This is a genomic window from Kitasatospora sp. NPDC022856, from assembly GCF_055561235.1.
Window position 1 is genome coordinate 139,430 of the sequence record NZ_JBVHHE010000005.1, and the last position, 24,108, is coordinate 163,537.

General features: G+C 75.8%; 2 protein-coding genes. Both read left to right on the forward strand.

From position 1 onward, the window contains the following. Positions 1-250: 250 nt before the first annotated feature. Complete coding sequence (locus ACZ34W_RS08325; RefSeq protein WP_465602634.1) at positions 251-14,428, forward strand: SDR family NAD(P)-dependent oxidoreductase; 14,178 nt, start codon at positions 251-253, stop codon at positions 14,426-14,428. Between the two features lie 101 nt (positions 14,429-14,529). Beyond that, on the forward strand, positions 14,530-24,102 hold the full coding sequence (locus ACZ34W_RS08330; RefSeq protein WP_465602636.1) for an SDR family NAD(P)-dependent oxidoreductase: 9,573 nt from the start codon (positions 14,530-14,532) through the stop codon (positions 24,100-24,102). The last annotated feature ends 6 nt before the right edge of the window (positions 24,103-24,108 follow it).

Consider the following 24,108-nt stretch of genomic DNA (forward strand, 5'->3'; position numbering starts at 1 on the left):
CCCGGTCCGTTCCACGGACCGGGCGCATTCGTCGTTCCCGGCCCTTCGCCGGCGTCCTTTCCGCAGGTCGGAGCGGAACTCCCGGCGCACCCCGGAGATATTCGGAAAGGGGTAAGGGGGACCCCTCCGGTAGGGGTTTGACAGGGGAGTGCCCGAACGGTTCTCACGCCTAGCATCGGTATCTGATCGTCTGTGCGGCCATTGTCCCGAACATATCGACGGTGGGAGAACCGGAAGCATGAGTGGCTCCGTGGGTGAGATCGAAGCGACGGACGGCGCGATAGCCGTCATCGGCATGTCCTGCCGCTTCCGCGGTGCGCAGGGCGGCGAGGAGTTCTGGCAGCTGCTGAGCACCGGCACCGACGCGGTCGCCGCCGCCCCCGCCGGGCGCCCCGGCCGGGCCCGGGGCAGCTACCTCGACGGCGTCGACCGCTTCGACGCCGCGTTCTTCGGCATGACCCCGTCGGAGGCCGACGCCACCGACCCGCAGCAGCGGCTGGTGCTCGAAGTCGGCTGGGAGGCCCTGGAGAACGCCGGGATCCGCCCCGCCGACGCCGGCCGCCTCGGTGTCTTCGTCGGTGCGATCTGGGACGAGTACGGCGAGTTGAGCCGCCGGGCCGGCCCCGACACCTTCGGCCGGCACACCGCCACCGGGGTGCACCGCAGCGTCATCGCCAACCGGCTCTCCCACGTCCTCGGCGCGGCCGGCCCCAGCCTGGTCGTCGACACCGGACAGTCCTCCTCCCTGGTCGCCGTGCACCTGGCCTGCGAGAGCCTGCGCCGCGGCGAGTCCGAACTGGCCGTCGCCGCCGGCGTCAACCTGCTGCTCGGTCCCGACAACGAGGCGCTGCTCGCCGCCTGGGGCGGTCTGTCGCCCGACGGCGTCTGCCGCACCTTCGACGCCCGCGCCAACGGGTTCGTGCGCGGCGAGGGCGCCGCCGCCGTCCTGCTCAAGCCGCTGGCCGCGGCGATCGCCGACGGCGACACCGTGCTGGCCACCATCCTCGGCAGTGCCGTCAACCACGGCGGCGAGGAGAGTCTCGCCACCCCGAGCGTCGACGCCCAGCGCGCCGTGCTCGCCGCGGCGCACCGGGCCGCCGGGGTCACCCCCGCCGACCTCCAGTACGTCGAACTGCACGGCACCGGGACCCCGGTGGGCGACCCGGTCGAGGCGGCCGCGCTCGGCGCCGAACTCGCCGCCCCGCGTGCCGCCGAGGCTCCGCTGCTGGTCGGCTCCGTCAAGACCAACATCGGGCACCTCGAAGGCGCCGCCGGGATCGCCGGCCTGGTCAAGGCGGTGCTCGCGGTCCACCACCGCGCCATCCCGGCCACCCTGCACCACGAGACCCCGCACCCCGGCATCCCGCTCACCGAACTCCACCTGGAGGTCGCGCGCGAGCTGCGTCCGTGGCCCCGCCCCGACCGGCCGCTGGTGGCCGGGGTCAGCTCGTTCGGGATGGGCGGCACCAACTGCCACCTGGTCCTGACCGAGGCCCCGGCCCGGCCCGAGCGCCCCGCCGCCACCCCGATGCCGGCCGTGCCGTGGGTGGTGAGCGGCCACACCCCGGCGGCGCTGCGCGCCCAGGCGGGGAAGCTCACCGCACTGGCCGCCGCGGACCCGGTGGACGTCGGCCACTCGCTGGCCACCACCCGCTCGGTGTTCTCCCACCGCGCCGTGGTGGTCGGCGCCGGCCCGGCCGACCTGCTCGCCGGTCTGGACGGCCTCGCCGGGACCGGCGCGGTGGCGGACGAGCCGAGGCTCGCCCTGGTCTTCACCGGTCAGGGCGCCCAGCGCATCGGCATGGGGCGCGAACTCCGCTCCGCCTACCCGGAGTTCGCCCGGTCCTTCGACGAGGTCTGCGCCCGGCTGGACGCCCTGCTCGGCGGCTCGCTGGCGGAGACGATCGACACCGGCGAGGGCCTCGACCGCACCGGCCGGACCCAGCCCGCGCTGTTCGCCGTCGAGGTCGCGCTGGCCGCGCTGCTGGACTCCTGGGGCGTCCGGCCGGACGTCGTCGTCGGCCACTCCGTCGGTGAGATCGCGGCCGCCCACGTGGCCGGGGTGCTCGACCTGTCCGACGCCTGCGCCCTGGTGGCGGCCCGCGCCACGCTGATGCAGGCGCTGCCCGCCGAGGGCGCGGCCATGGTCGCCGTCGAGGCCGCCGAGGACGAGGTCCGTGCCCTGCTCGGCGACCGGACCGGTGCCGCCGACATCGCCGCCGTCAACGGCCCGGAATCGGTCGTGCTGTCCGGCGTCGACACCGTGGTGGCCGAGGTGGCGGAGCAACTGCGCGCCCGGGGGCGGCGGGTCAGGCGGCTCGCCGTCAGCCACGCCTTCCACTCACCCCTGATGGACCCGATGCTCCCGGACTTCCGCCAGGTGGTGGCCGGGCTCACCTTCCGCCCGCCGCGCGTCCCGATGGTCTCCACCGTCACCGGCGCCCCGCTCACGGCGGCCGAGGCGGCCTCGCCGGACCACTGGGTCCGCAACGTGCGGCAGCCGGTGCGGTTCGCGGACGCGGTCCGCGGCTGCGCCGCCACCGCCTTCCTGGAGATCGGCCCCGACGCCGCGCTCACCGGCGCGATCGGCGACACCCGGCCCGAGGCCCTCGCCCTGCCCGCGCTCCGGAGCGGCCAGGCCGAACCGCCGCGGCTGCTGAACTCCCTCGGCCGGCTCTTCGAGCACGGCGTCGGCGTCGACTGGCCGCGCCTGTTCGAGGGCACCGGCGCCCGCCGGATCACCCTGCCCGGCTACGCCTTCCAGCGGGACCGGCACTGGCTCGGCATCCCGCGCGGCGACGACCCGGTGCACGAGCCCTCCCGCGCCGAAGCGCTGCGGCAGCGGCTGGCCGACGCGCCCGACCCCGACGCCGCCACCACCGACCTGGTCACCCGCGCCCTCGCCCGGGTCCTCGGCACCGACGCGTCCGGTGTCGACGTCGACAGCGCCTTCCGCGACCTCGGCCTCACCTCGGTGACCTCGGTCGAACTGCGCGACGCCCTGGTCGCCGAGACCGGACTCCCGCTGCGCACGGGCCTGGTGTTCGACCACCCCACCCCGCGCCGGCTGGCCGCGCACGTGCACCGCTCGCTGTTCGACGCCGCCCCCGACCCGGTGGCCCCGGTCACCGTCCGGCCGGTGGCGGCGGACGACCCGGTGGTGATCGTCGGCATCGGCTGCCGCTTCCCCGGCGGAGTCTCCTCCCCGGCCGACCTGTGGGACGTGGTCGCCGGCGAGCGCGACGTCATCAGCGGCTTCCCGGCCGACCGGGGCTGGGCGCCCGGACCGGTCCGGCACGGCGGATTCCTGGACGGCGCCGCCGACTTCGACGCGGACTTCTTCGGGATCTCGCCGCGGGAGGCGTTGGGCATGGACCCGCAGCAGCGGCTGCTGCTGGAGACGGCGTGGGAGGCCTTCGAGCACGCCGGCATCGACCCGCACACCCTGCGCGGCAGCGCGACCGCCGTCTACGTCGGAGCCAGTGCCGAGGAGTACGGACCCCGGCGGCACGCGGCCCCCGAGCACCTGAACGGCTTCCTGCTGACCGGTGGTTCGCCGAGCGTCATGTCCGGCCGGATCGCGTACGCCTTCGGCTTCACCGGTCCGGCGCTGACCGTGGACACCGCCTGTTCCTCGTCGCTGGTGGCGTTGCACCTGGCGGCGCAGGCGTTGCGCGGTGGTGAGTGTGCGTTGGGTGTGGTGGGCGGGGTGACGGTGATGTCGTCGCCGGGGACGTTCGTGGAGTTCTCGCGGCAGCGGGGGTTGGCGGCGGACGGTCGGTGCAAGTCGTTCTCGGCGGACGCGGACGGGACGGGTTGGTCGGAGGGTGTGGGGGTGCTGCTCGTGGAGCGGCTCTCGGATGCCCGTCGGTTGGGTCACCGGGTGTTGGCGGTGGTGCGGGGCAGTGCGGTGAATCAGGACGGTGCGTCGAACGGTCTGACGGCGCCGAACGGTCCTTCGCAGGAGCGGGTGATCCGGCAGGCGTTGGCGAGTGCGGGGTTGTCGGCGGCGGATGTGGACGCGGTGGAGGCGCACGGGACGGGCACCCGGCTGGGTGACCCGATCGAGGCGGAGGCGTTGCTGGCGACGTACGGGCGCGGGCGGGACGCGGACCGGCCGCTGTATCTGGGGTCGGTGAAGTCGAACATCGGGCATACGCAGGCGGCCGCGGGTGTGGCCGGCGTGATCAAGATGGTGATGGCGCTGCGCAGCGGTGTGCTGCCGCGTTCCCTGCACCTCGACACCCCGACACCCCACGTCGACTGGACGGCCGGGGCGGTGGAGTTGCTGGGCGAGGCCCGGGAGTGGTCCGCGGGTGACCGTCCGCGTCGCGCCGGGGTCTCCTCGTTCGGGATCAGTGGCACGAACGCGCATGTGATCCTCGAAGAGGGGGATCCGGCGGCGGTCGCGGTGGGCGGTGACCGGGCGGCGATGCCGGTGGTGCCGGTGGTGCCGTGGGTGGTGTCGGCGCGCTCGGCGGAGGCGCTGGGCGGGCAGCTGGCCCGGGTGGCGGAGCTGGTCTCCTCGGGCGATGTCGACCCGGTGGATGTCGGGTGGTCGTTGGCGACGTCGCGGGCGGTGTTCGAGCACCGGGCGGTGGTGCTGGGCTCGGACGTGGTCACCGCCGGGGCGGGTGCGGTTCGGACCGGTGTGGGGTTCCTGTTCGCGGGCCAGGGTGGTCAGCGGGTGGGGATGGGGCGGGAGTTGTACGAGGCGTTCCCGGTGTTCCGGGCGGCGTTCGACGAGGTGTGCGCGGTGCTCGACGCGCCGGTGGCCGAGGTCGTCGCCTCGGGTGAGGGGCTGGGTCGTACGGGGTTGGCGCAGCCGGCGCTGTTCGCGCTGGAGGTGGCGCTGTTCCGGCTGCTCGCCTCCTGGGGTGTGGCTCCGCGTGTGCTGGTGGGGCATTCGGTGGGTGAGATCGCGGCCGCGCACGTGGCCGGGGTTCTGGATCTGGTGGACGCGTGTGCGCTGGTGTCGGCGCGGGCCCGGTTGATGGACGCGCTGCCCGCCGGTGGGGCGATGGTCGCGGTGGAGGCGGCCGAGGAGGAGGTCCTCCCGCTGCTCGCCGGGCTTGCGGAGGTGGGTGTCGCGGCGGTCAACTCGCCGACTTCGGTGGTGGTTTCGGGTGCGGAGGGCGCGGTTCGCGCGGTTGTCGAGGCGCTGCCGGGCCGCCGGACCAAGCGGCTGGAGGTGAGCCATGCGTTCCACTCCCCGCTGATGGCCCCGATGTTGGAGGACTTCCGTGCGGTGGTGGCGGGTCTGGCCTTCCACCCGCCGCGTCTTGCGGCGGTCTCGACCGTCACCGGTCTGCCGGTCGACGGTGAGTGGTGCGACCCGGCCTACTGGGTGGAGCACGTGTCCCGCACGGTCCGTTTCGCGGACGCGGTCGAGGCGGCGGGTGTGGGCGCCTGGGTCGAACTCGGCCCGGACGGTGTGCTCTCCGCCCTCGTCGACGCCGCCGCGCCCGCGCTGCGCGGGGACCGGCCGGAGTGCCGCCAGGCGGTGACGGCCCTCGCGCACGCCTTCGTCCACGGTACGGACGTCGACTGGCCGGCGCTGTTCGCGGGTCATGACCCGCGTCTGGTCGAGCTGCCGACGTACGCCTTCCAGCGCGAGCGCTACTGGCTGGAGCCCGTCACGGGTGACGTCGCCTCCGCCGGACTCACCGACGCCGCCCACCCGCTGCTCGCCGCCGTGGTCGAACTCCCCGACGGCGGGACGGTGCTGACCGGGCGGATCTCCCTCGCCACCCACCCCTGGCTGGCCGACCACGTGGTGCCCGGAGGACTGCTGCTCCCCGGCGCGGCCTTCGTCGAGCTGGCCGTCGCGGCCGGTGACCGCGTCGGCGCGCCCCGGATCGAGGACCTGACGGTGACCGCGCCGCTGCCCCTCGCCGAGCACGGCGTCGCCCTGATCCGGGTGACCGTGTCGGCCGAGGACGCCGCCGGGCGCCGGGACATCGCCGTCGACTCGCGGGCCGACGCCGAGGACGAGTGGACGCGCAACGCGAGCGGTCTGCTCGGCCGGGCCGTCGCCGAGCCGTCGGTGACCGGGGCGTGGCCGCCGCCGGAGGCGGTCGAGGTCGACGCGACGGACGTCTACCGGCGGCTGGCCGAGCACGGCTACGCCTACGGACCGGCCTTCCGAGGGCTGCGGCGGCTCTGGCGGGCCGGTGCGGAGCTCTGCGCCGAGGTCGAGCGGGCCGCGCCCGCCGAGGACGCCTTCGTCGTCCACCCCGCGCTGCTCGACGCCGCCCTGCACCCGTGGCTGCCGGGCGCCACCACCGGGGACGGCCCGCGCCTGCTGCCGTTCGCCTGGCAGGGCGTGGAGGTCCACGCGACCGGGACCGGCCGGCTGCGGGTCCGGATCACCCCGGTGGGGCCCGACGCGGTGGGCCTGCACCTCGCCGACGCGGCCGGCCGGCCGGTGCTGACCGTCGACTCGCTCACCTGGCGCGAGGCACGCGGCCCCGCCGACGCCGCCGCCAGGCACCTCTTCCAGGTGGACTGGACCCCGGTCGGGACGGCCGGGGCCGAGGCCGCCGACCAGGTCGAGCTGGCCTGGGACGCCGATCCGGCCGCGCTGTCCGGTCCGGTGCCGGCGCTCGTCACGGTGTCGGTGCCCGCCGGTGGCGCGGACGTCGTCGCCTCGGCCCACGAGCTGACCCGGGGGGCGCTCCGACTGGTCCAGGGCTGGCTGGCGCAGGAGCGGTTCGCCGACGCCTGCCTGGCGTTCGTGCTCGACGAGACCGTTGTGGCCGCGGCGGGCGTGCGCGGGCTGCTCCGGTCGGCGAGCACCGAGCACCCGGGGCGGTTCAGGATCGTCGCGGTGACCGGCCGGCCCGGCCCGGCGGCGCTGCCGCTGCCCGACGTGGCCGAGCCGGAACTGGCGCTGCGCGACGGCGTCGTCCTGGCGCCGCGGCTGGCCCGGCTGGCGCCCGCGGCGGACGCGCCGGAGCTCCGGTTCGACCCGGAGGGGACGCTGCTGCTCACCGGCGGCACCGGCGAGCTGGGCGCTTCGCTGGCCCGGCACCTGGTCCGCGTCCACGACGTCCGGCGGCTGCTGGTCCTGAGCCGCAGCGGCCCGGCGGCCCCGTCGGCGGCCCTGCTGCGGGACGAACTCGCCGAGCTGGGGGCCGAGGTGACCGTCGCCGCCTGCGACGCCGCCGACCGGGCGGCCCTGGACGCCGTGCTGCGCGACGTCCCGGCCGCGCATCCGGTGCGGGCGGTGGTGCACGCCGCCGGTGTGCTGGACGACGGCATCGTCACCGCCCTGACCGCGGAGCGGGTGGACGCCGTCCTCCGGCCCAAGGTCGACGCCGCGTGGGCGCTGCACGAGGCGACCCGGGAGCTGGACCTCACCGCCTTCGTGCTCTACTCCTCGGTCTCGGCCCAGATCGGCGCGGCCGGCCAGGCCAACTACTCGGCCGCCAACGCCTTCCTCGACGCGCTGGCCGAGCACCGCGTCCGGCACGGCCTGCCGGCCACCTCCCTGGCCTGGGGCCTGTGGGCCCAGGCGGGCGGCATGGCCGAGAGCCTGACGGACACCGACATGGCGCGGATGGCCCGGACGGGCGTGCTCCCGCTGCCGCACGACACGGGGGTGCGGCTGTTCGACCTGGCGGTGCGGCAGAGCCGCGCGCTGGTGGTGCCGATGCGCTTCGACACCGCCGCCGTCCCGGGCGGCCCGGTGCCGCCACTGCTGCGCGGCCTGCTCCGCGCCGGGACCCCCGCGCGGCGCGGCGCCGCCGCCGGCCCGCTCGCCGGGGCGGCGGCGCTGCCGGTCGCCGACCGGGCGGCCGCCGTGACCGGGCTGGTGCGGGACACCACGGCCGCCGTGCTCGGCCACGCCGACGCCGACGCCCTCGACCTGGACCGGACCTTCCAGAGCCTCGGGCTGGACTCGCTGACCGCCGTCGAGCTCCGCAACGGCCTGGCCGCGGCGCTCGGCTCGCGGGTGCCGACCACGCTGGTCTTCGACTACCCGACGCCCCGGGCGGTGGTCGCCCACCTGTTGGCCGAGCTGACCGGCGGGTCCGCGGCCGAGGAGGCGCCGGGCCAGCCGGACCGGGCCACGGCCGACGAGCCGATCGCCATCGTCGCGATGGCCTGCCGCTACCCCGGTGAGGTGGACTCCCCGGAGGCCCTGTGGCGGGTCGTCGCCGAGGAGCATGACGTGGTGTCCGGCTTCCCGCAGGACCGGGGCTGGCCGGCGGACCTGTACGACCCGGACCCCGAGCGGCCCGGCCACACCTACGCGACCGGCGGCGGCTTCCTGCACGGCGCCGCCGACTTCGACGCCGCGTTCTTCGACATCTCGCCGCGCGAGGCCCTGGGCATGGACCCGCAGCAGCGCCTGCTGCTGGAGACGGCCTGGGAGTCGCTGGAGCGTGCCGGGATCGACCCGGCCACCCTGCGCGGCAGCCGGACCGGCGTGTTCGCCGGGCAGATGTACCACGACTACGCGCCCAGCGTGGACCGGATGCCGGAGGACCTCGAAGGCATCCTGCTGACCGGCAACACCGGCAGCGTGCTGTCCGGCCGGCTCTCCTACGCCTTCGGTCTGACCGGTCCGGCGATCACGGTGGACACCGCCTGCTCCTCGTCCCTGGTGGCGGTGCACCTCGCCGCGCAGGCGCTGCGGGCGGGGGAGTGCACGATGGCCCTGGCCGGCGGCGTCACCGTGATGTCGACGCCCGGCACCTTCGTCGAGTTCGCCCGCCAGCGCGGCCTGGCCCCCGACGGCCGGTCCAAGCCGTTCTCGGCCGCGGCCGACGGCGTCGGCTGGTCCGAGGGCGTCGGTGTGCTCGTCCTGGAGCGGCTGTCGGACGCCCGGCGCAACGGGCACCAGGTGCTCGCGGTGGTGCGCGGCTCGGCGGTCAACCAGGACGGCGCGTCCAACGGCCTGACCGCGCCGAACGGCCCGTCGCAGCAGCGGGTGATCCGGCAGGCGCTGGCGAACGCCGGGCTGACCCCGGCCGACGTGGACGTGGTCGAGGCGCACGGGACCGGCACCCGGCTCGGCGACCCGATCGAGGCGGAGGCCCTGCTGGCCACCTACGGCCGGGACCGGGACGCGGACCGGCCGCTCTACCTCGGCTCGGTGAAGTCCAACCTCGGGCACACCCAGGCCGCCGCCGGCGTCGCGGGCATCATCAAGCTGGTCATGGCGCTGCGGCACGAGGTGCTGCCCCGGAGCCTGTACGCCGACGAGCCGTCCCCGCACGTGGACTGGACGGCGGGCGGGGTGGAGCTGCTCGCGGGCAGCCGGCCCTGGCCGGCCGGCGGCGCGGCCCGGCGCGGCGCGGTCTCGTCCTTCGGCATCAGCGGCACCAACGCCCACGTGATCATCGAGCAGCCGCCCGCCGCGGTGCCCGTCGCCCCGGCCGCCGTCCGGGCCCCGGGCGTCGTGCCGTGGGTGCTCTCGGCCCGGAGCCTGCCGGCCCTGCGGGCCCAGGCAGGCCAGCTCGCCGACCGGCCGGTGGACGACCCGGCGCAGGTCGCCGCGGCCCTGCTCGCCACCCGGTCGGAGTTCGAGCACCGTGCCGTGGTGCTCGGCGACGGCGCCGAGGACCTGCGGACGGCCCTGCGGGCCGTGGCCGCCGGGGAGCCGCACGCCCGGGCGGTGCTCGGCGAACGGACCGAGGAACCCGGCGAGGTGGTGTTCGTCTTCCCCGGCCAGGGCTCCCAGTGGATCGGGATGGCCCGCGAACTGGTCGCCACCGCCCCGGTGTTCGAGCAGGCCCTGCGGGCGTGCGACCGGGCGATCGGCGAGCTCACCGGCTGGTCGGTGCTGGCGGTCGTGACGGGCGCCGAGGACGCTCCCTCGCTGGACCGGGTCGACGTGGTGCAGCCCGCACTGTTCGCGGTGATGGTGTCGCTGGCGGAGCTCTGGCGCTCGCTGGGCGTCCATCCCGCCGCCGTCGTCGGGCACTCCCAGGGCGAGATCGCGGCCGCCCACGTGGCGGGCGGCCTCTCGCTCGCGGACGCCGCCCGGATCGTGGTGCTGCGCAGCCGGGCCCTGACCGAACTGGCCGGCTCGGGCGGCATGCTGTCCGTCCCGCTGCCCGAGGCCGAGGTGACGGCCGCCCTGGCCGGCCGGGACGGCCGGCTCTCGGTCGCCGCGGTGAACGGACCGCGCGCGACCGTGGTGTCCGGCTGGGTCGACGCGCTGGACGCCTTCGAGGCCGAGCTGCTCGCGGCGGACGTCCAGGTGCGGCGGATCCCCGTCGACTACGGGTCGCACTCCGTCCAGGTCGAGCCGCTCCGGGAGCGGCTGCTCGCCGAACTCGGCCCGGTCGCCCCGGTCTCCGGCACCGTGCCGATGTGGTCCACCGTCACCGGCGGCCGGCTCGACACGGCGGAGATGGGCGCCGCCTACTGGTACGAGAACCTCCGCCGCACCGTCCGCCTCGACGAGGTGGTCGGCGAGCTGCTGGCCACCGGGCACGGCGTGTTCGTGGAGTGCAGCCCGCACCCGGTGCTCACCGTCGGGATCCGCGACCGGGCCGAGAGCGGCGACCGGCCCGCGGTCGCGGTCACCGGATCGCTCCGGCGCGACCGGGGCGGCCTCGACCAGTTCCTGGGCAGCGCCGCCGAACTGTACGTGCGCGGGGTCCCGGTGGACTGGACGCGCCCGCTCGGCGCCGTCCCCGGCCGGCCGGTCGACCTGCCCACCTACCCCTTCCAGCGCGAGCGGTTCTGGCTCGGCCCCGTCACCGCCGCCACCGACGTCACCGCCGCCGGGCTGGCCGGCACCGGCCACCCGCTGGTCGGGACGGCCGTCGACCTGCCGGACGGCGGGCTGGTCCTGACCGGGCGGCTCGCCCTGGACACCCGGCCGTGGCTGGCCGACCACACCGTGTTCGACCGCGTCCTGGTACCCGGGACGGCCTTCGCCGACCTGCTGACCGCGATCGGCGACCGGGTCGGCGCACCCTGCCTGGAGGAGGTGACCATCACCGCCCCGCTGGTCGTGCCGGAGCGCGGCGGCGTCCTGGTCCGGGCCGTGGTGTCACCGGCCGACGAGGAGGGCCGCCGCCGGGTGAGCGTCCACTCCCGCACCGGGACGGACGAGGCCGCGCCGCCGTGGACCGACCACGTCGAGGCCGTACTCGGCTCGACCGGCGGCTCCCCGGTCGAGCTGCGCGCCTGGCCGCCCGCCGGTGCCGCCGAGGTGGACCTCGACGGGGCGTACGAGCGGCTCGCCGCCGACGGCTACCGGTACGGACCGGGCTTCCGCGGGCTGCGCCGGCTCTGGCGGCTGGGCGAGGACCTCTACGCCGAGGCCGTGCTGGAGGGCGAGCAGCCCGACGGGCACCTCGTGCACCCGGGCCTGTTCGACAGCGCGCTGCACCCCCTGCTGCTCGTCGACGACCGGGAGGGCGGACTGCCGTTCGCCTGGCAGGGCGTGCGGGTGCACGCCTCCGGCGCCACCCGGGTCCGTGCCCGGATCAGCCCGGTCGGCGCCGACGCGGTGTCGGTGGCGCTCGCCGACGGCACCGGCGCGCCGGTGCTGACCGTCGACTCGCTGGTCCTGCGGCCCGCCGCCCGCGCGGCGCTCGCCGCCGGGGCGGGGACGCCCGACGCGCTGCACCTGGTCGACCTGGTGCCGCTGCGGCCCGCGCCGGCGGACCCCGACACCACCGGCTGGGCCGTGCTCGGTGAGCTGCCCGACTGGTGGCCCGCCGAGCTGGGCCGGCCGGCCTCCTTCCCCGACCCGGCGGCCCTGGCCGCGTCGGCCGGCCCCCGCCCGGCCGTCGTCCTGGCGCCCGCGGACCGGCCGGCGGACCGGGCGGACACCGGAGCGGGTGTCGCCGACGCCGCCCGCCGGGCCGTGCATCGGACGCTCGACCTGGTCCGGTCCTGGCTGGTGGACGAGCGGCTGGAGGGCACCGAACTCGTCGTGCTGACGGTCGACTCCCTCGCCGGCGACCCGGTCCAGGCCGGTGTCCGCGGCCTGCTGGCGACCGCCCAGACCGAGAACCCCGGGCGCTTCCGGCTGGTCGACCTCGACGGCGAGGCCGCCGCCCGGTCGCTGCCCGCCGCGCTGGCCACGGGTGAGCCCCAGCTGGTGCTGCGCGGCGCCGAGTGCTTCGTCCCCCGGCTCGTCCCGGCGGCGAGCCGGCCGGCCCTCCCGGTGCCGGACTCCGCCGCCTGGCGGCTGGAGATCCCCGAGGTCGGCACGCTGGACAGCCTGGCGCTGGTGCCCGCCGACACCGCCGACCGGCCGCTGGAGCCGGGCCAGGTCCGGGTCGCCGTCCGGGCGGCCGGGCTGAACTTCCGGGACGTCCTGATGGCCCTCGGGATGTACCCGGGCGAGGTCGTCCTCGGCAGCGAAGGGGCCGGCATCGTCACCGAAGTGGCCCCGGACGTGACCGAGTTCGCGCTCGGGGACCGGGTGGTCGGGATGTTCTTCCACGCCTTCGGCCCGGTGGCCGTCGCCGACCGGCGCATGATCGCCCCGATGCCGGAGGGCTGGTCCTTCGCGGAGGCCGCGTCCGTCCCGGTCGTCCACCTCACCGCCTACTACGGCCTGGTGGACCTCGCCGGGCTGCGGGCCGGGGAGCGGGTGCTGATCCACGCGGCCACCGGCGGCGTCGGCATGGCCGCCGTCCAACTGGCCCGCCACCTCGGGGCGGAGGTCTACGGCACCACGAGCCCCGCCAAGCAGGGGGTGCTCCGTGACCTCGGCGTCGACGAGGCGCACCGCGCCTCCTCGCGGTCCCTCGACTTCGAGGAGCGCGTCCGCACCGCGACCGGCGGCCGGGGCGTCCACGTGGTGCTCAACTCGCTGGCCCGCGAGTACGTCGACGCGTCGCTGCGGCTGACGGTGCCGGGCGGCCGGTTCGTGGAGATGGGCAAGACCGACATCCGGGCCGCGGCCGACGTCGCGCGCGACCACGAGGGCGTCACCTACCGCGCCTACGACCTCGTCGACGCCGGACCGGAGCGGATCGGGGTGATGCTGCGCGAGATCCTGGACCTCTTCCGGGCCGGCGCGCTGACCCTCTCACCGGTCCGGGCCTGGGACGTGCGCCGGGCCCGGGACGCCTTCCGGCACCTGCGCGAGGCCCGGCACGTGGGCAAGAACGTCCTGACCGTGGCGCCCGCGCTCGACCCCGACGGCACCGTCCTGATCACCGGCGCCACCGGGCTGCTCGGCGGGATGATCGCCCGCCACCTGGTGCACGCCCATGGTGTCCGGCACCTGCTGCTGGCGAGCCGCAGCGGCGCGGCCGCCGAGGGGGCCGGCCCGCTGGCCGCCGAACTCCGCGCGGCCGGTGCCCGGGTGACCCTCGCCGCCTGCGACACCGCCGACCGCGCGGCACTGGCCGGCCTGCTGGCCGACATCCCGGAGAAGCACCCGCTGACCGGCGTCGTCCACGCGGCCGGCGTCCTCGACGACGGGGTGCTCACCTCGCTCGACGCGGCCCAGGTCGACCGCGTCCTGCGGCCGAAGCTGGACGCCGCCTGGCACCTGCACGACCTCACCCGCGACCTCGACCTGGCCGCGTTCGTCCTCTACTCCTCCATCGCCGGCGTCAACGGCGCCGCCGGCCAGGCCAACTACGCCGCCGCCAACACCTTCCTCGACACCCTCGCCGCGCACCGCGCCGCGAGCGGGCGGGCCGGGCTCTCGCTCGCCTGGGGTCTGTGGGAACAGGCCAGCGGCATGACCGGGCACCTCGCCGAGGCCGACCGCGCCCGGATGGCCCGCGGCGGGCTGGTGCCGATGACGGCGGAGGAGGGGCTGGCCCTCTTCGACGCCGCGCTCGCCGCCGGCGAGCCCGTGGTCGTCCCGGCCAGGCTCGACACCCGCGCCCTGCGCGCCGACCCCGACGGCGTGCCCGCGCCGCTGCGCGACCTGGTGCGGACCGCGGTGGTCCGGCGCACCGCCGCGGCGGGCGGCGACGGATCGCAGTCCCTCGCCGAGCGCCTGGCCCGGCTGTCCGGGGCGGACCGGCGCAGCACGCTGCTCGACCTGGTCACCGCGCAGGTCGCCGCCGTCCTCGGGCACTCCGACCCGGCCCAGGTGCGGGACGCCCGCGCCTTCAAGGAACTCGGCGTGGACTCGCTCACCGCGGTCGAACTGCGCAACCGGCTGGCCGCCCTGAGCGGCCTGCGGATGCCGGTGACCCTGGTCTTCGACCACCCCAGCCCGACCCGGGTCACCGACCACATCCTCGGCGCGCTCGCGCTCCCCGAGGACGACGAGGACCCGGTGATGGCCGGCCTCCGGGCGGTCGGCGACTCCCTGGCGGGCGCCCTCACCGACGAGGAGTCGCGCCGCCGCGTCACCGCCCGTCTGCGGGAACTGCTGGACGCCTGCGCGGCGCCCGCCGCGGACGGCGTGGGGGACGACGACGACCTCGACGCGGCCACCGACGACGAGCTGTTCGCCCTGGTCGACCAGGACCGGCCCTAGGGCTTCTCGGACAAGGAGGGGTGTGCTTCCGCCGCCCACTGTTCCACCGCCCGATGTTCCACACCGCCTGCCGTATGCGACCGACCAGGGAGTGACCGCGCGTGTCCGACGAATCCAAGCTCCGCGAATACCTCAAGCGTTCGATCGCCGACGCGCGTGACGTGCGGAGGCAGCTCGAAGAGGTCCAGGAGAAGGCGAACGAGCCCATCGCCATCGTCGGCATGGCCTGCCGGTTCCCCGGCGGGGTCGGCTCGCCCGAGGACCTGTGGCAGCTGGTCGCCGACGGCGTCGACGCCATCGGCGGGCTGCCGACCGACCGGGACTGGGAGCTCGACCGGCTCTACGACCCCGACCCGGAGGCCGCCGGTCACAGCTACGCCCGGGACGGCGGATTCCTCTACGACGCGGGCCTGTTCGACGCGGGCTTCTTCGGCATCTCGCCGCGGGAGGCGCTGGCCATGGACCCGCAGCAGCGGCTGCTGCTGGAGACGGCGTGGGAGGCCTTCGAGCACGGGGGCATCGACCCGGTGGCGCTGCACGGCAGCCGGACCGGGGTGTTCGTCGGGGCGAGCGGCCACGAGTACGGCCCCCGCGTCGACGAGACCCCGGCCGAGGTGGAGGGGCTCGTCCTCACCGGCGGCGCACCCAGCATCATGTCCGGCCGGGTCGCCTACACCTTCGGCTTCACCGGTCCGACCCTGACCGTCGACACCGCCTGCTCCTCCTCCCTGGTGGCGCTGCACCTGGCGGCGCAGGCCCTGCGCAACGAGGAGTGCCCGCTCGCGGTGGCCGCCGGGGTCACGGTCATGTCCACCCCCCGGACCTTCGTGGAGTTCTCGCGGCAGCGGGTCGGCGCGCCGGACGGCCGCTGCAAGTCGTTCTCGGCCGAGGCCGACGGCGCGGGCTGGTCGGAGGGTGTGGGGGTGCTGCTGCTGGAGCGGCTCTCGGACGCCCGTCGGTTGGGTCACCGGGTGTTGGCGGTGGTGCGGGGCAGTGCGGTGAACCAGGACGGTGCGTCGAACGGTCTGACGGCGCCGAACGGTCCTTCGCAGGAGCGGGTGATCCGGCAGGCGTTGGCGAGTGCGGGGTTGTCGGCGGCGGATGTGGACGCGGTGGAGGCGCACGGGACGGGCACCCGGCTGGGTGACCCGATCGAGGCGCACGCGCTGCTGGCGACGTACGGCCAGGACCGTGCCGAGGGCGAGCCGCTCTGGTTGGGCTCGGTGAAGTCGAACATCGGCCACACCCAGCACGCGGCGGGGATGGCCGGCGTGATCAAGATGGTGCTGGCGATGCAGCACGGGGAACTGCCCCGGAGCCTGTACGCGAAGGAACCGTCGCCGTTCATCGACTGGTCGGCCGGGGCGGTGGAGTTGCTGGGCGAGGCCCGGGAGTGGTCCGCGGGTGACCGTCCGCGTCGCGCCGGTGTCTCCTCGTTCGGGATCAGTGGCACGAACGCGCATGTGATCCTCGAAGAGGGGGATCCGGCGGCGGTCGCGGTGGGTGGTGACCGGGCGGCGATGCCGGTGGTGCCGTGGGTGGTGTCGGCGCGGTCGGCGGAGGCGCTGGGCGGGCAGCTGGCCCGGGTGGCGGAGCTGGCGTCCTCGGGTGACGTCGACCCGGTGGATGTCGGGTGGTCGTTGGTGTCGTCGCGGGCGGTGCTGGAGCACCGGGCGGTGGTGCTGGGCCCGGATGTGGTCACCGCCGGGGCGGGTGCGGTTCGGGCGGGTGTGGGGTTCCTGTTCGCGGGCCAGGGTGGTCAGCGGGTGGGGATGGGGCGGGAGTTGTACGAGGCGTTCCCGGTGTTCCGGGAGGCGTTCGACGAGGTGTGCGCGGTGCTCGACGCGCCGGTGGCCGAGGTCGTCGCCTCGGGTGAGGGGCTCGGCCGCACCGGGCTGGCGCAGCCGGCGCTGTTCGCGCTGGAGGTGGCGCTGTTCCGGCTGCTCGCCTCCTGGGGTGTGGCTCCGCGTGTGCTGGTGGGGCATTCGGTGGGTGAGATCGCGGCGGCGCATGTGGCCGGGGTTCTGGATCTGGTGGACGCGTGTGCGCTGGTGTCGGCGCGGGCCCGGTTGATGGACGCGCTGCCCGCCGGTGGGGCGATGGTCGCGGTGGAGGCGGCCGAGGAGGAGGTCCTCCCGCTGCTCACCGGGCTCGCGGAGGTGGGTGTCGCGGCGGTCAACTCGCGGACGTCGGTGGTGGTTTCGGGGGCGGAGGGCGCGGTTCGCGCGGTTGTCGAGGCGCTGCCGGGCCGCCGGACCAAGCGGCTGGAGGTGAGCCATGCGTTCCATTCCCCGCTGATGGCCCCGATGTTGGAGGACTTCCGTGCGGTGGTGGCGGGTCTGGCCTTCCACCCGCCGCGTCTTGCGGCGGTCTCGACGGTCACCGGTCTGCCGGTCGACGGTGAGTGGTGTGACCCGGCCTACTGGGTGGAGCACGTGTCCCGCACGGTCCGTTTCGCGGACGCGGTCGAGGCGGCGGGTGTGGGCGCCTGGGTCGAACTCGGCCCGGACGGTGTGCTCTCGGCCCTCGTCGACGCCGCCGCGCCCGCGCTGCGCGGGGACCGGCCGGAGTGCCGCCAGGCGGTGACGGCCCTCGCGCACGCCTTCGTCCACGGTACGGACGTCGACTGGCCGGCGCTGTTCGCGGGCCATGACCCGCGTCTGGTCGAGCTGCCGACGTATGCCTTCCAGCGCGAGCGCTACTGGCTGAAGCCGGCGACACGCACCGGGGCGGGCAGCCCGGTCTCCCGCGATTCCCTGCTCTACCACGTGGGTTGGCAACCACTCGACCTGCCGCGCCGGGATGCCGTGCCCGGCACCTGGCTGGTCGTCACATCGCCCGGACCGGATCGGGACGAGCTCCTGGCGGAGGCCGCCCGGCGCCTGGGGACCCTGGTCGAGAACGTCGTCCGGGTCGAGCTCGACCCCGCCGTCGAGCTCGACGAGCAGGCGGTCGCCGGGCTGCTGCGCCGGATCGCGGGCGAGGCGCCCCTCGCGGGCGCGGTGTCGCTGCTCGGTCCGCGCGCGGGGGCGCTGGTGGCGGTCGCCCGTGCGCTGGACACGATCCCGCTGTGGTGCCTCACGCGCAACGCCGTGGCGGCCACCGCCGAGGATCCGGCGGTGGATCCGGACGGCGCCGGCCCGTGGGCGGTCGCGCGTGTGCTCGGCTGGGAGCTGGCCGAGAGCTGGGGCGGAGTCGTCGACCTGCCCGCCGCGCCGACCGAGGAGGACTGGAACCGGCTGCGCGACGTGCTGGCCGCCGGCCAGGACGCGGACGACCAGCTTGCCGTGCGGGCCGGGCGGGTCCTCACCCGGCGGCTGCGGCCCGCGCGCGCCGGGGGCAGCGCGGTCGGCCTGAGCGGAACGGTCGCGGTCGTCGGTGACCTCGGGCCCCGGGCCGGTGTGCTCGCGGACTGGCTGCTGGGCGTCGGCGCCGACCGGGTCGTCCTGGTCGGCGCACCGGGCGGCACGGGCCGGGCGGACGAGGGAGTCGGCAAGCCCGGACTCCCGGACCGGGTCGAGCGCGCGGAGTGGAACGCCGCCACCCGGGCGGAGCTCGCCGGGAGCGCCGTCGTCCTGCTCGAAGAAGCACACGGCGACACCACGACCCTGACGGCCGAGCAGTGGCACCGGCTGGTCACCGCCCGGACGGAACAGCTGAAGGACCTGCACGAGTGGGCCGGGGCCGGGATGCTGCTGGTGCTCTGCTCCGCCGTCGGCGTCATCGGCGGCGCCGCGTCGCCCACCGTGACCCAGACCGCGGCGGAGGCCGTGGTCCGGCACCGCCGGTCCCTGGGTCTTCCCGGGCTGTCGGTGGCCGTCGGCCCGGACGAGGACGGGCCGGGCGCCCTCGGGTTCCGCCCGGTCGGTCTGCGCGAGGCGCTGGGGCTGGTGAGCACCGGCCGGGAAAACACCGTCGTCGCCGACGTCGACTGGGAGCAGGTGGTCTCGGCGCCGACCGTGGCGCGCGCCCACCGCTTCGTCGCCGAGCTGCCCGAGGTCAGGGCCCTGCTCGGGGCGGACGCCCGGGCACTGCGCGACCGGCTCGCCGGTCTGGCGGACGCGGACCGCCGCCAGGCGCTCGTCGCCCTGGTCCGGACCGAGGTCGCCGAGGTGCTCGGCTACGCGGAGTCCGGGCCCCTGGAGACCGCCCGCGCCTTCACCGAGCTCGGGCTGACCTCGCTGACCGCCGTCGACCTGCGCAATCGCCTGAACGCGCGGACCGGCCTCCGCCTGGCCGTCTCGCTCGCCTTCGACCGCCCCACGGTCGAGGCGGTCGCGGACCACCTGGCGGCGGAACTGCTCGGTGCGGACGACGACCAACTGCCCGTCGCACCGGCCGCGGTCACCGACGAACCGATGGCGATCGTCGGCATGGCGTGCCGCTTCCCCGGCGGGATCGGCTCGCCGGAGGACCTGTGGCGGGTCGTCGCCGACGGCGCCGACATGATCGAGCCGTTCCCCACCGACCGCGGCTGGAACATCGAGGACCTCTACGACCCGGACGCCGGCGCCCCGGGAAAGACCTACACCGCAGAGGGCGGCTTCCTCCGGGGGGCGACCGAGTTCGATGCCGGGTTCTTCGGGATCTCGCCGCGGGAGGCGCTTGGCATGGACCCGCAGCAGCGCCAACTGCTGGAGACGGCGTGGGAGGCCTTCGAGCAGGCCGGCATCGACCCCGCGGCGCTGCGCAACAGCCCGACCGGGGTGTTCGTCGGCGGCAACGGTCAGGACTACGCGACGTCCATGACCCGCGTCCCGGCCGGCGTCGACGGGTATCTGATGACCGGCAACGCGGCCAGTGTGCTGGCCGGCCGGATCGCGTACGCCTTCGGCTTCACCGGTCCGGCGCTGACCGTGGACACCGCCTGTTCCTCGTCGCTGGTGGCGTTGCACCTGGCGGCGCAGGCGTTGCGCGGTGGTGAGTGTGCGTTGGGTGTGGTGGGCGGGGTGACGGTGATGTCGTCGCCGGGGACGTTCGTGGAGTTCTCGCGGCAGCGGGGGTTGGCGGCGGACGGTCGGTGCAAGTCGTTCTCGGCGGACGCGGACGGGACGGGTTGGTCGGAGGGTGTGGGGGTGCTGCTGCTGGAGCGGCTCTCGGATGCCCGTCGGTTGGGTCACCGGGTGTTGGCGGTGGTGCGGGGCAGTGCGGTGAACCAGGACGGTGCGTCGAACGGTCTGACGGCGCCGAACGGTCCCTCGCAGGAGCGGGTGATCCGGCAGGCGTTGGCGAGTGCGGGGTTGTCGGCTGCGGATGTGGACGCGGTGGAGGCGCACGGGACGGGCACCCGGCTGGGTGACCCGATCGAGGCGGAGGCGTTGCTGGCGACGTACGGGCGCGGGCGGGACGCGGACCGGCCGCTGTATCTGGGGTCGGTGAAGTCGAACATCGGGCATACGCAGGCGGCCGCGGGTGTGGCCGGCGTGATCAAGATGGTGATGGCGCTGCGCAGCGGTCTGCTGCCGCGTTCCCTGCACCTCGACACCCCGACACCCCACGTCGACTGGTCCAAGGGTGCCGTCGAGCTGTTGAGCGAAGCCCGGGAGTGGGCTTCTGGCGAGCGTCCGCGTCGCGCCGGCATCTCCTCCTTCGGTGCGAGCGGCACGAACGCGCATGTGATCGTGGAGGAGGGGGATCCGGCGGCGGTCGCGGTGGGCGGTGACCGGGCGGCGATGCCGGTGGTGCCGTGGGTGGTGTCGGCGCGCTCGGCGGAGGCACTGAGCGGGCAGCTGGCCCGGGTGGCGGAGCTGGCGTCCTCGGGCGATGTCGATCCGGTGGACGTGGGCTTCTCGTTGGCGACGTCGCGGGCGGTGCTGGAGCACCGGGCGGTGGTGCTGGGCGCCGATGGCTCCGAACTCGTCGCGGCCGAGCCGGTGTTGTCCTCGCCGGGTGCGGTTCGGACCGGTGTGGGGTTCCTGTTCGCGGGTCAGGGTGGTCAGCGGGTGGGGATGGGGCGGGAGTTGTACGAGGCGTTCCCGGTGTTCCGGGCGGCGTTCGACGAGGTGTGCGCGGTGCTCGACGCGCCGGTGGCCGAGGTCGTCGCCTCGGGTGAGGGGCTGGGTCGTACGGGGTCGGCGCAGCCGGCGCTGTTCGCGCTGGAGGTGGCGCTGTTCCGGCTGCTCGCCTCCTGGGGTGTGGCTCCGCGTGTGCTGGTGGGGCATTCGGTGGGTGAGATCGCGGCGGCGCATGTGGCCGGGGTTCTGGACCTGGTGGACGCGTGTGCGCTGGTGTCGGCGCGGGCCCGGTTGATGGACGCGCTGCCCGCCGGTGGGGCGATGGTCGCGGTGGAGGCGGCCGAGGAGGAGGTCCTCCCGCTGCTCACCGGGCTCGCGGAGGTGGGTGTCGCGGCGGTCAACTCGCCTACTTCGGTGGTGGTTTCGGGTGCGGAGGGCGCGGTTCGCGCGGTTGTCGAGGCGCTGCCGGGCCGCCGCACCAAGCGACTCGATGTCAGCCACGCGTTCCACTCCCCGCTGATGGCCCCGATGCTGGAGGACTTCCGTGCGGTGGTGGCGGGTCTGGCCTTCCACCCGCCGCGCGTTGCGGCGGTCTCGACCGTCACCGGCCTGCCCGTCGAGAACGAGTGGTGTGACCCGGCCTACTGGGTGGAGCACGTGTCCCGCACGGTCCGCTTCGCGGACGCGGTCGAGGCGGCGGGTGTGGGCGCCTGGGTCGAACTCGGCCCGGACGGTGTGCTCTCCGCCCTCCTCGACGCTGCCGCGCCCGCGCTGCGCGGGGACCGGCCGGAGGCCCGCCAGGCGGTGACGGCCCTCGCGCACGCCTTCGTCCACGGTACGGACGTCGACTGGGCGGCGCTGTTCGCGGGTCATGACCCGCGTCTGGTCGAGCTGCCGACGTATGCCTTCCAGCGCGAGCGCTACTGGCTGGAGCCCGTCACGGGTGACGTCGCCTCCGCCGGACTCACCGACGCCGCCCACCCGCTGCTCGCCGCCGTGGTCGAACTCCCGGACGGCGGGACGGTGCTGACCGGGCGGATCTCCCTCGCCACCCACCCCTGGCTCACCGGCCATGCGGTCCTGGGTTCAGTCCTGCTGCCGGGCTCGGCCTTCGTCGAGCTGGTGCTGACGGCCGGGCGGCGCGTCGGGTGCCCGAGGCTGGAGGAGCTGGTGCTGTCCGCTCCGCTGGTGCTGCCGCGTTCGGGGGCCGTCCAGCTCCAGGTCGTGGTGGAGGCTCCGGACGGTTCGGGCAGCCGGGTCGTGGCGGTGTACTCGCGGCCGGCCGCCGACGACGCCGATCCCGAGTGGACCCAGCACGTGACGGGTTCGGTGGGTGCGGCCGAGGCCGAGCCCGGCGCGGGGGCCGACCAGCCGGCCGGCGATGCCGTCGAGCGTGATCTGACCGGCCTGTACGAGGAGTTGACCGATCGGGGCTATGCCTACGGCCCGGTGTTCCAGGGCCTGCGACGGCTCTGGAAGGCGGGTGACGAGGTCGTCGCGGAGATCGAGCTGCCCTCGGGCGCGCCCGGTGCGACCGGCGACTACGTCCTCCACCCCGCCCTGCTGGACGCGGTGGTGCACCCGTTGCTGCCGGGGGTGGTGGACGACGAGCGGGCGGCCGGGCTGCCGTTCGCCTGGAGCGGAGTGAGCGTGTTCGCGCCGGGGACGTCGCGGCTGCGGGTGCGGATCGTGCCGATCGGTCCGGACACGGTGTCGCTGCACATGGCGGACGACGGCGGTCGGACGGTCGCCAGGATCGACTCCCTGGCGTGGCGGGAAGTGACCGCGGATGCCGTTCGGGCCGCCGGTCACGACGCGCTGTTCGAGGTGGTGTGGCAGCAGGTCGAGCCGGTGTCGGCGGCAGGCCCGGCGGAGTCGACCGCGACGTGGGCGCTGCTCGGCGCGCCGAGTGACGAACTCCCGCTCCACTACGCCGATGTGGCCGCGCTCGGTGTCGCGCTCGACGCGGGGGCGCCGCTGCCGTCGGTCGTGCTGGCCCGGCTGGCCGCCGGTGACCCGGCCGACCCGGTCACCACGGTCGGTGACGCGCTGGAGCTGGTCCAGGCCTGGTTGGCGGACGCGCGGCTGACCGGGGCCCGGCTGGTGGTCGTCACCACCGGCGCCACCGGTCCCACCGCTCCCGCCCGCCCGGACGCCACCGGCGCCACCGGCCCCACCGCCGTCGACCTGGCCGGAGCCGCGGCCTGGGGCCTGCTGAAGTCGGCGCAGACCGAGCACCCCGACCGGCTGGTGCTGGTCGACGTCGACGACCTGGACGCGGCCTGGCCGCTGCTGCCGGGCGCGGTGGCCTCCGGCGAGCCGCAACTGGCCCTGCGGGCAGGCACCGTACTGGTCCCCAGGGTGGCCCGGCCGTCGGCCGGGGGCGACGTCCCGGTGGCGTTCCCGGCCACGGGGACGACGCTGATCACCGGTGGTACCGGTGTGCTGGGCGGGATGTTCGCCCGCCACCTGGTGCGTGCCCACGGCGTCCGCCGGCTGCTGCTGGCCGGCCGCCGGGGCCCGGACGGACCGGGCGTCGCCGAACTCGTCCGGGAGCTGGAGGAGTCGGGCGCCGAGGTCGAGGTGGCGGCCTGTGACGTGACCGACCGGGCGGCGCTGGCCGCGCTGCTGGCCGCCGTCCCCGCCGAGCACCCGCTGACCGCCGTCCTGCACCTGGCCGGGGTGGCCGACGACGGCGTCATCGACTCGCTGACCCGCCGCCGGGTCGCCGACGTGCTCGCGCCCAAGGCGGACACCGCCTGGCACCTGCACGAGCTGACCCTCGGCCTGGACCTGTCGGCGTTCGTCGTGTTCTCCTCGGTCGCCGCCACCTTCGGGGCGCCCGGACAGGGCAACTACGCGGCCGCCAACGGCTATCTGGACGCCCTGGCGCTGCACCGCCGGGCCCGGGGCCTCCCGGCGCTGGCCCTGTCCTGGGGCCTGTGGGCACGGGAGAGCGGCATCACCGGCCGTCTCGGCGCGGCGGACCTGCGCCGGCTCGCCCGGGCCGGGATCATCGCGCTGGACGACGCCACCGGCCTCGACCTGTTCGACGCGGCGCTCGCGGCGGGGCGGCCGTGGCTGCTGCCGATGCGGCTGGACACCAAGGCCCTGCGGGCCCAGGGCGAGGCGATGCCCGCGGTGCTGCGCGGCCTGGTCGGCCGGCCCCGGCGGGCCGGCGCGGCGGCCGGGGCGCCCGAGGAGACCCTGGTGGACCGGCTGGCGCGCACCGCGCCGGAGGACCGGGACGGGCTGATCGACGAGGTGGTGTGCCGCGAGATCGCGGTCGTCCTCGGCCACGCCGGGGCCGACGGGATCGACCGCGACCGGACCTTCGCGGAGCTGGGTTTCGACTCGCTGACCGCGGTGGACCTGCGCAACCGGCTGACCGCCCTGGCGGGGCGGCGCCTGCCGGCCACGCTGGCCTTCGACTACCCGACGCCGACCGCGCTGGTGGGCTATCTGCGCACCGAACTGCGGGCGCGGGTGCCGGAGGCCGGCCACCCGGTGCTGGACCGGCTGGAGGCGCTGGAGGCCACCACGGGCACGACCGGGCTCGACCCGGCCACCCGGGAGCGGGCGGTGGAGCGGCTGCGCGCGCTGCTCTCCCATTGGACGGCCGACACCGAGGCGGCCCAGGTCACCGAAAGGCTGGCCGACGCCTCCGCCGACGAGGTCTACGACTTTGTCACCAGGGAACTCGGGATCTCCCTCAGCTGAGCACGT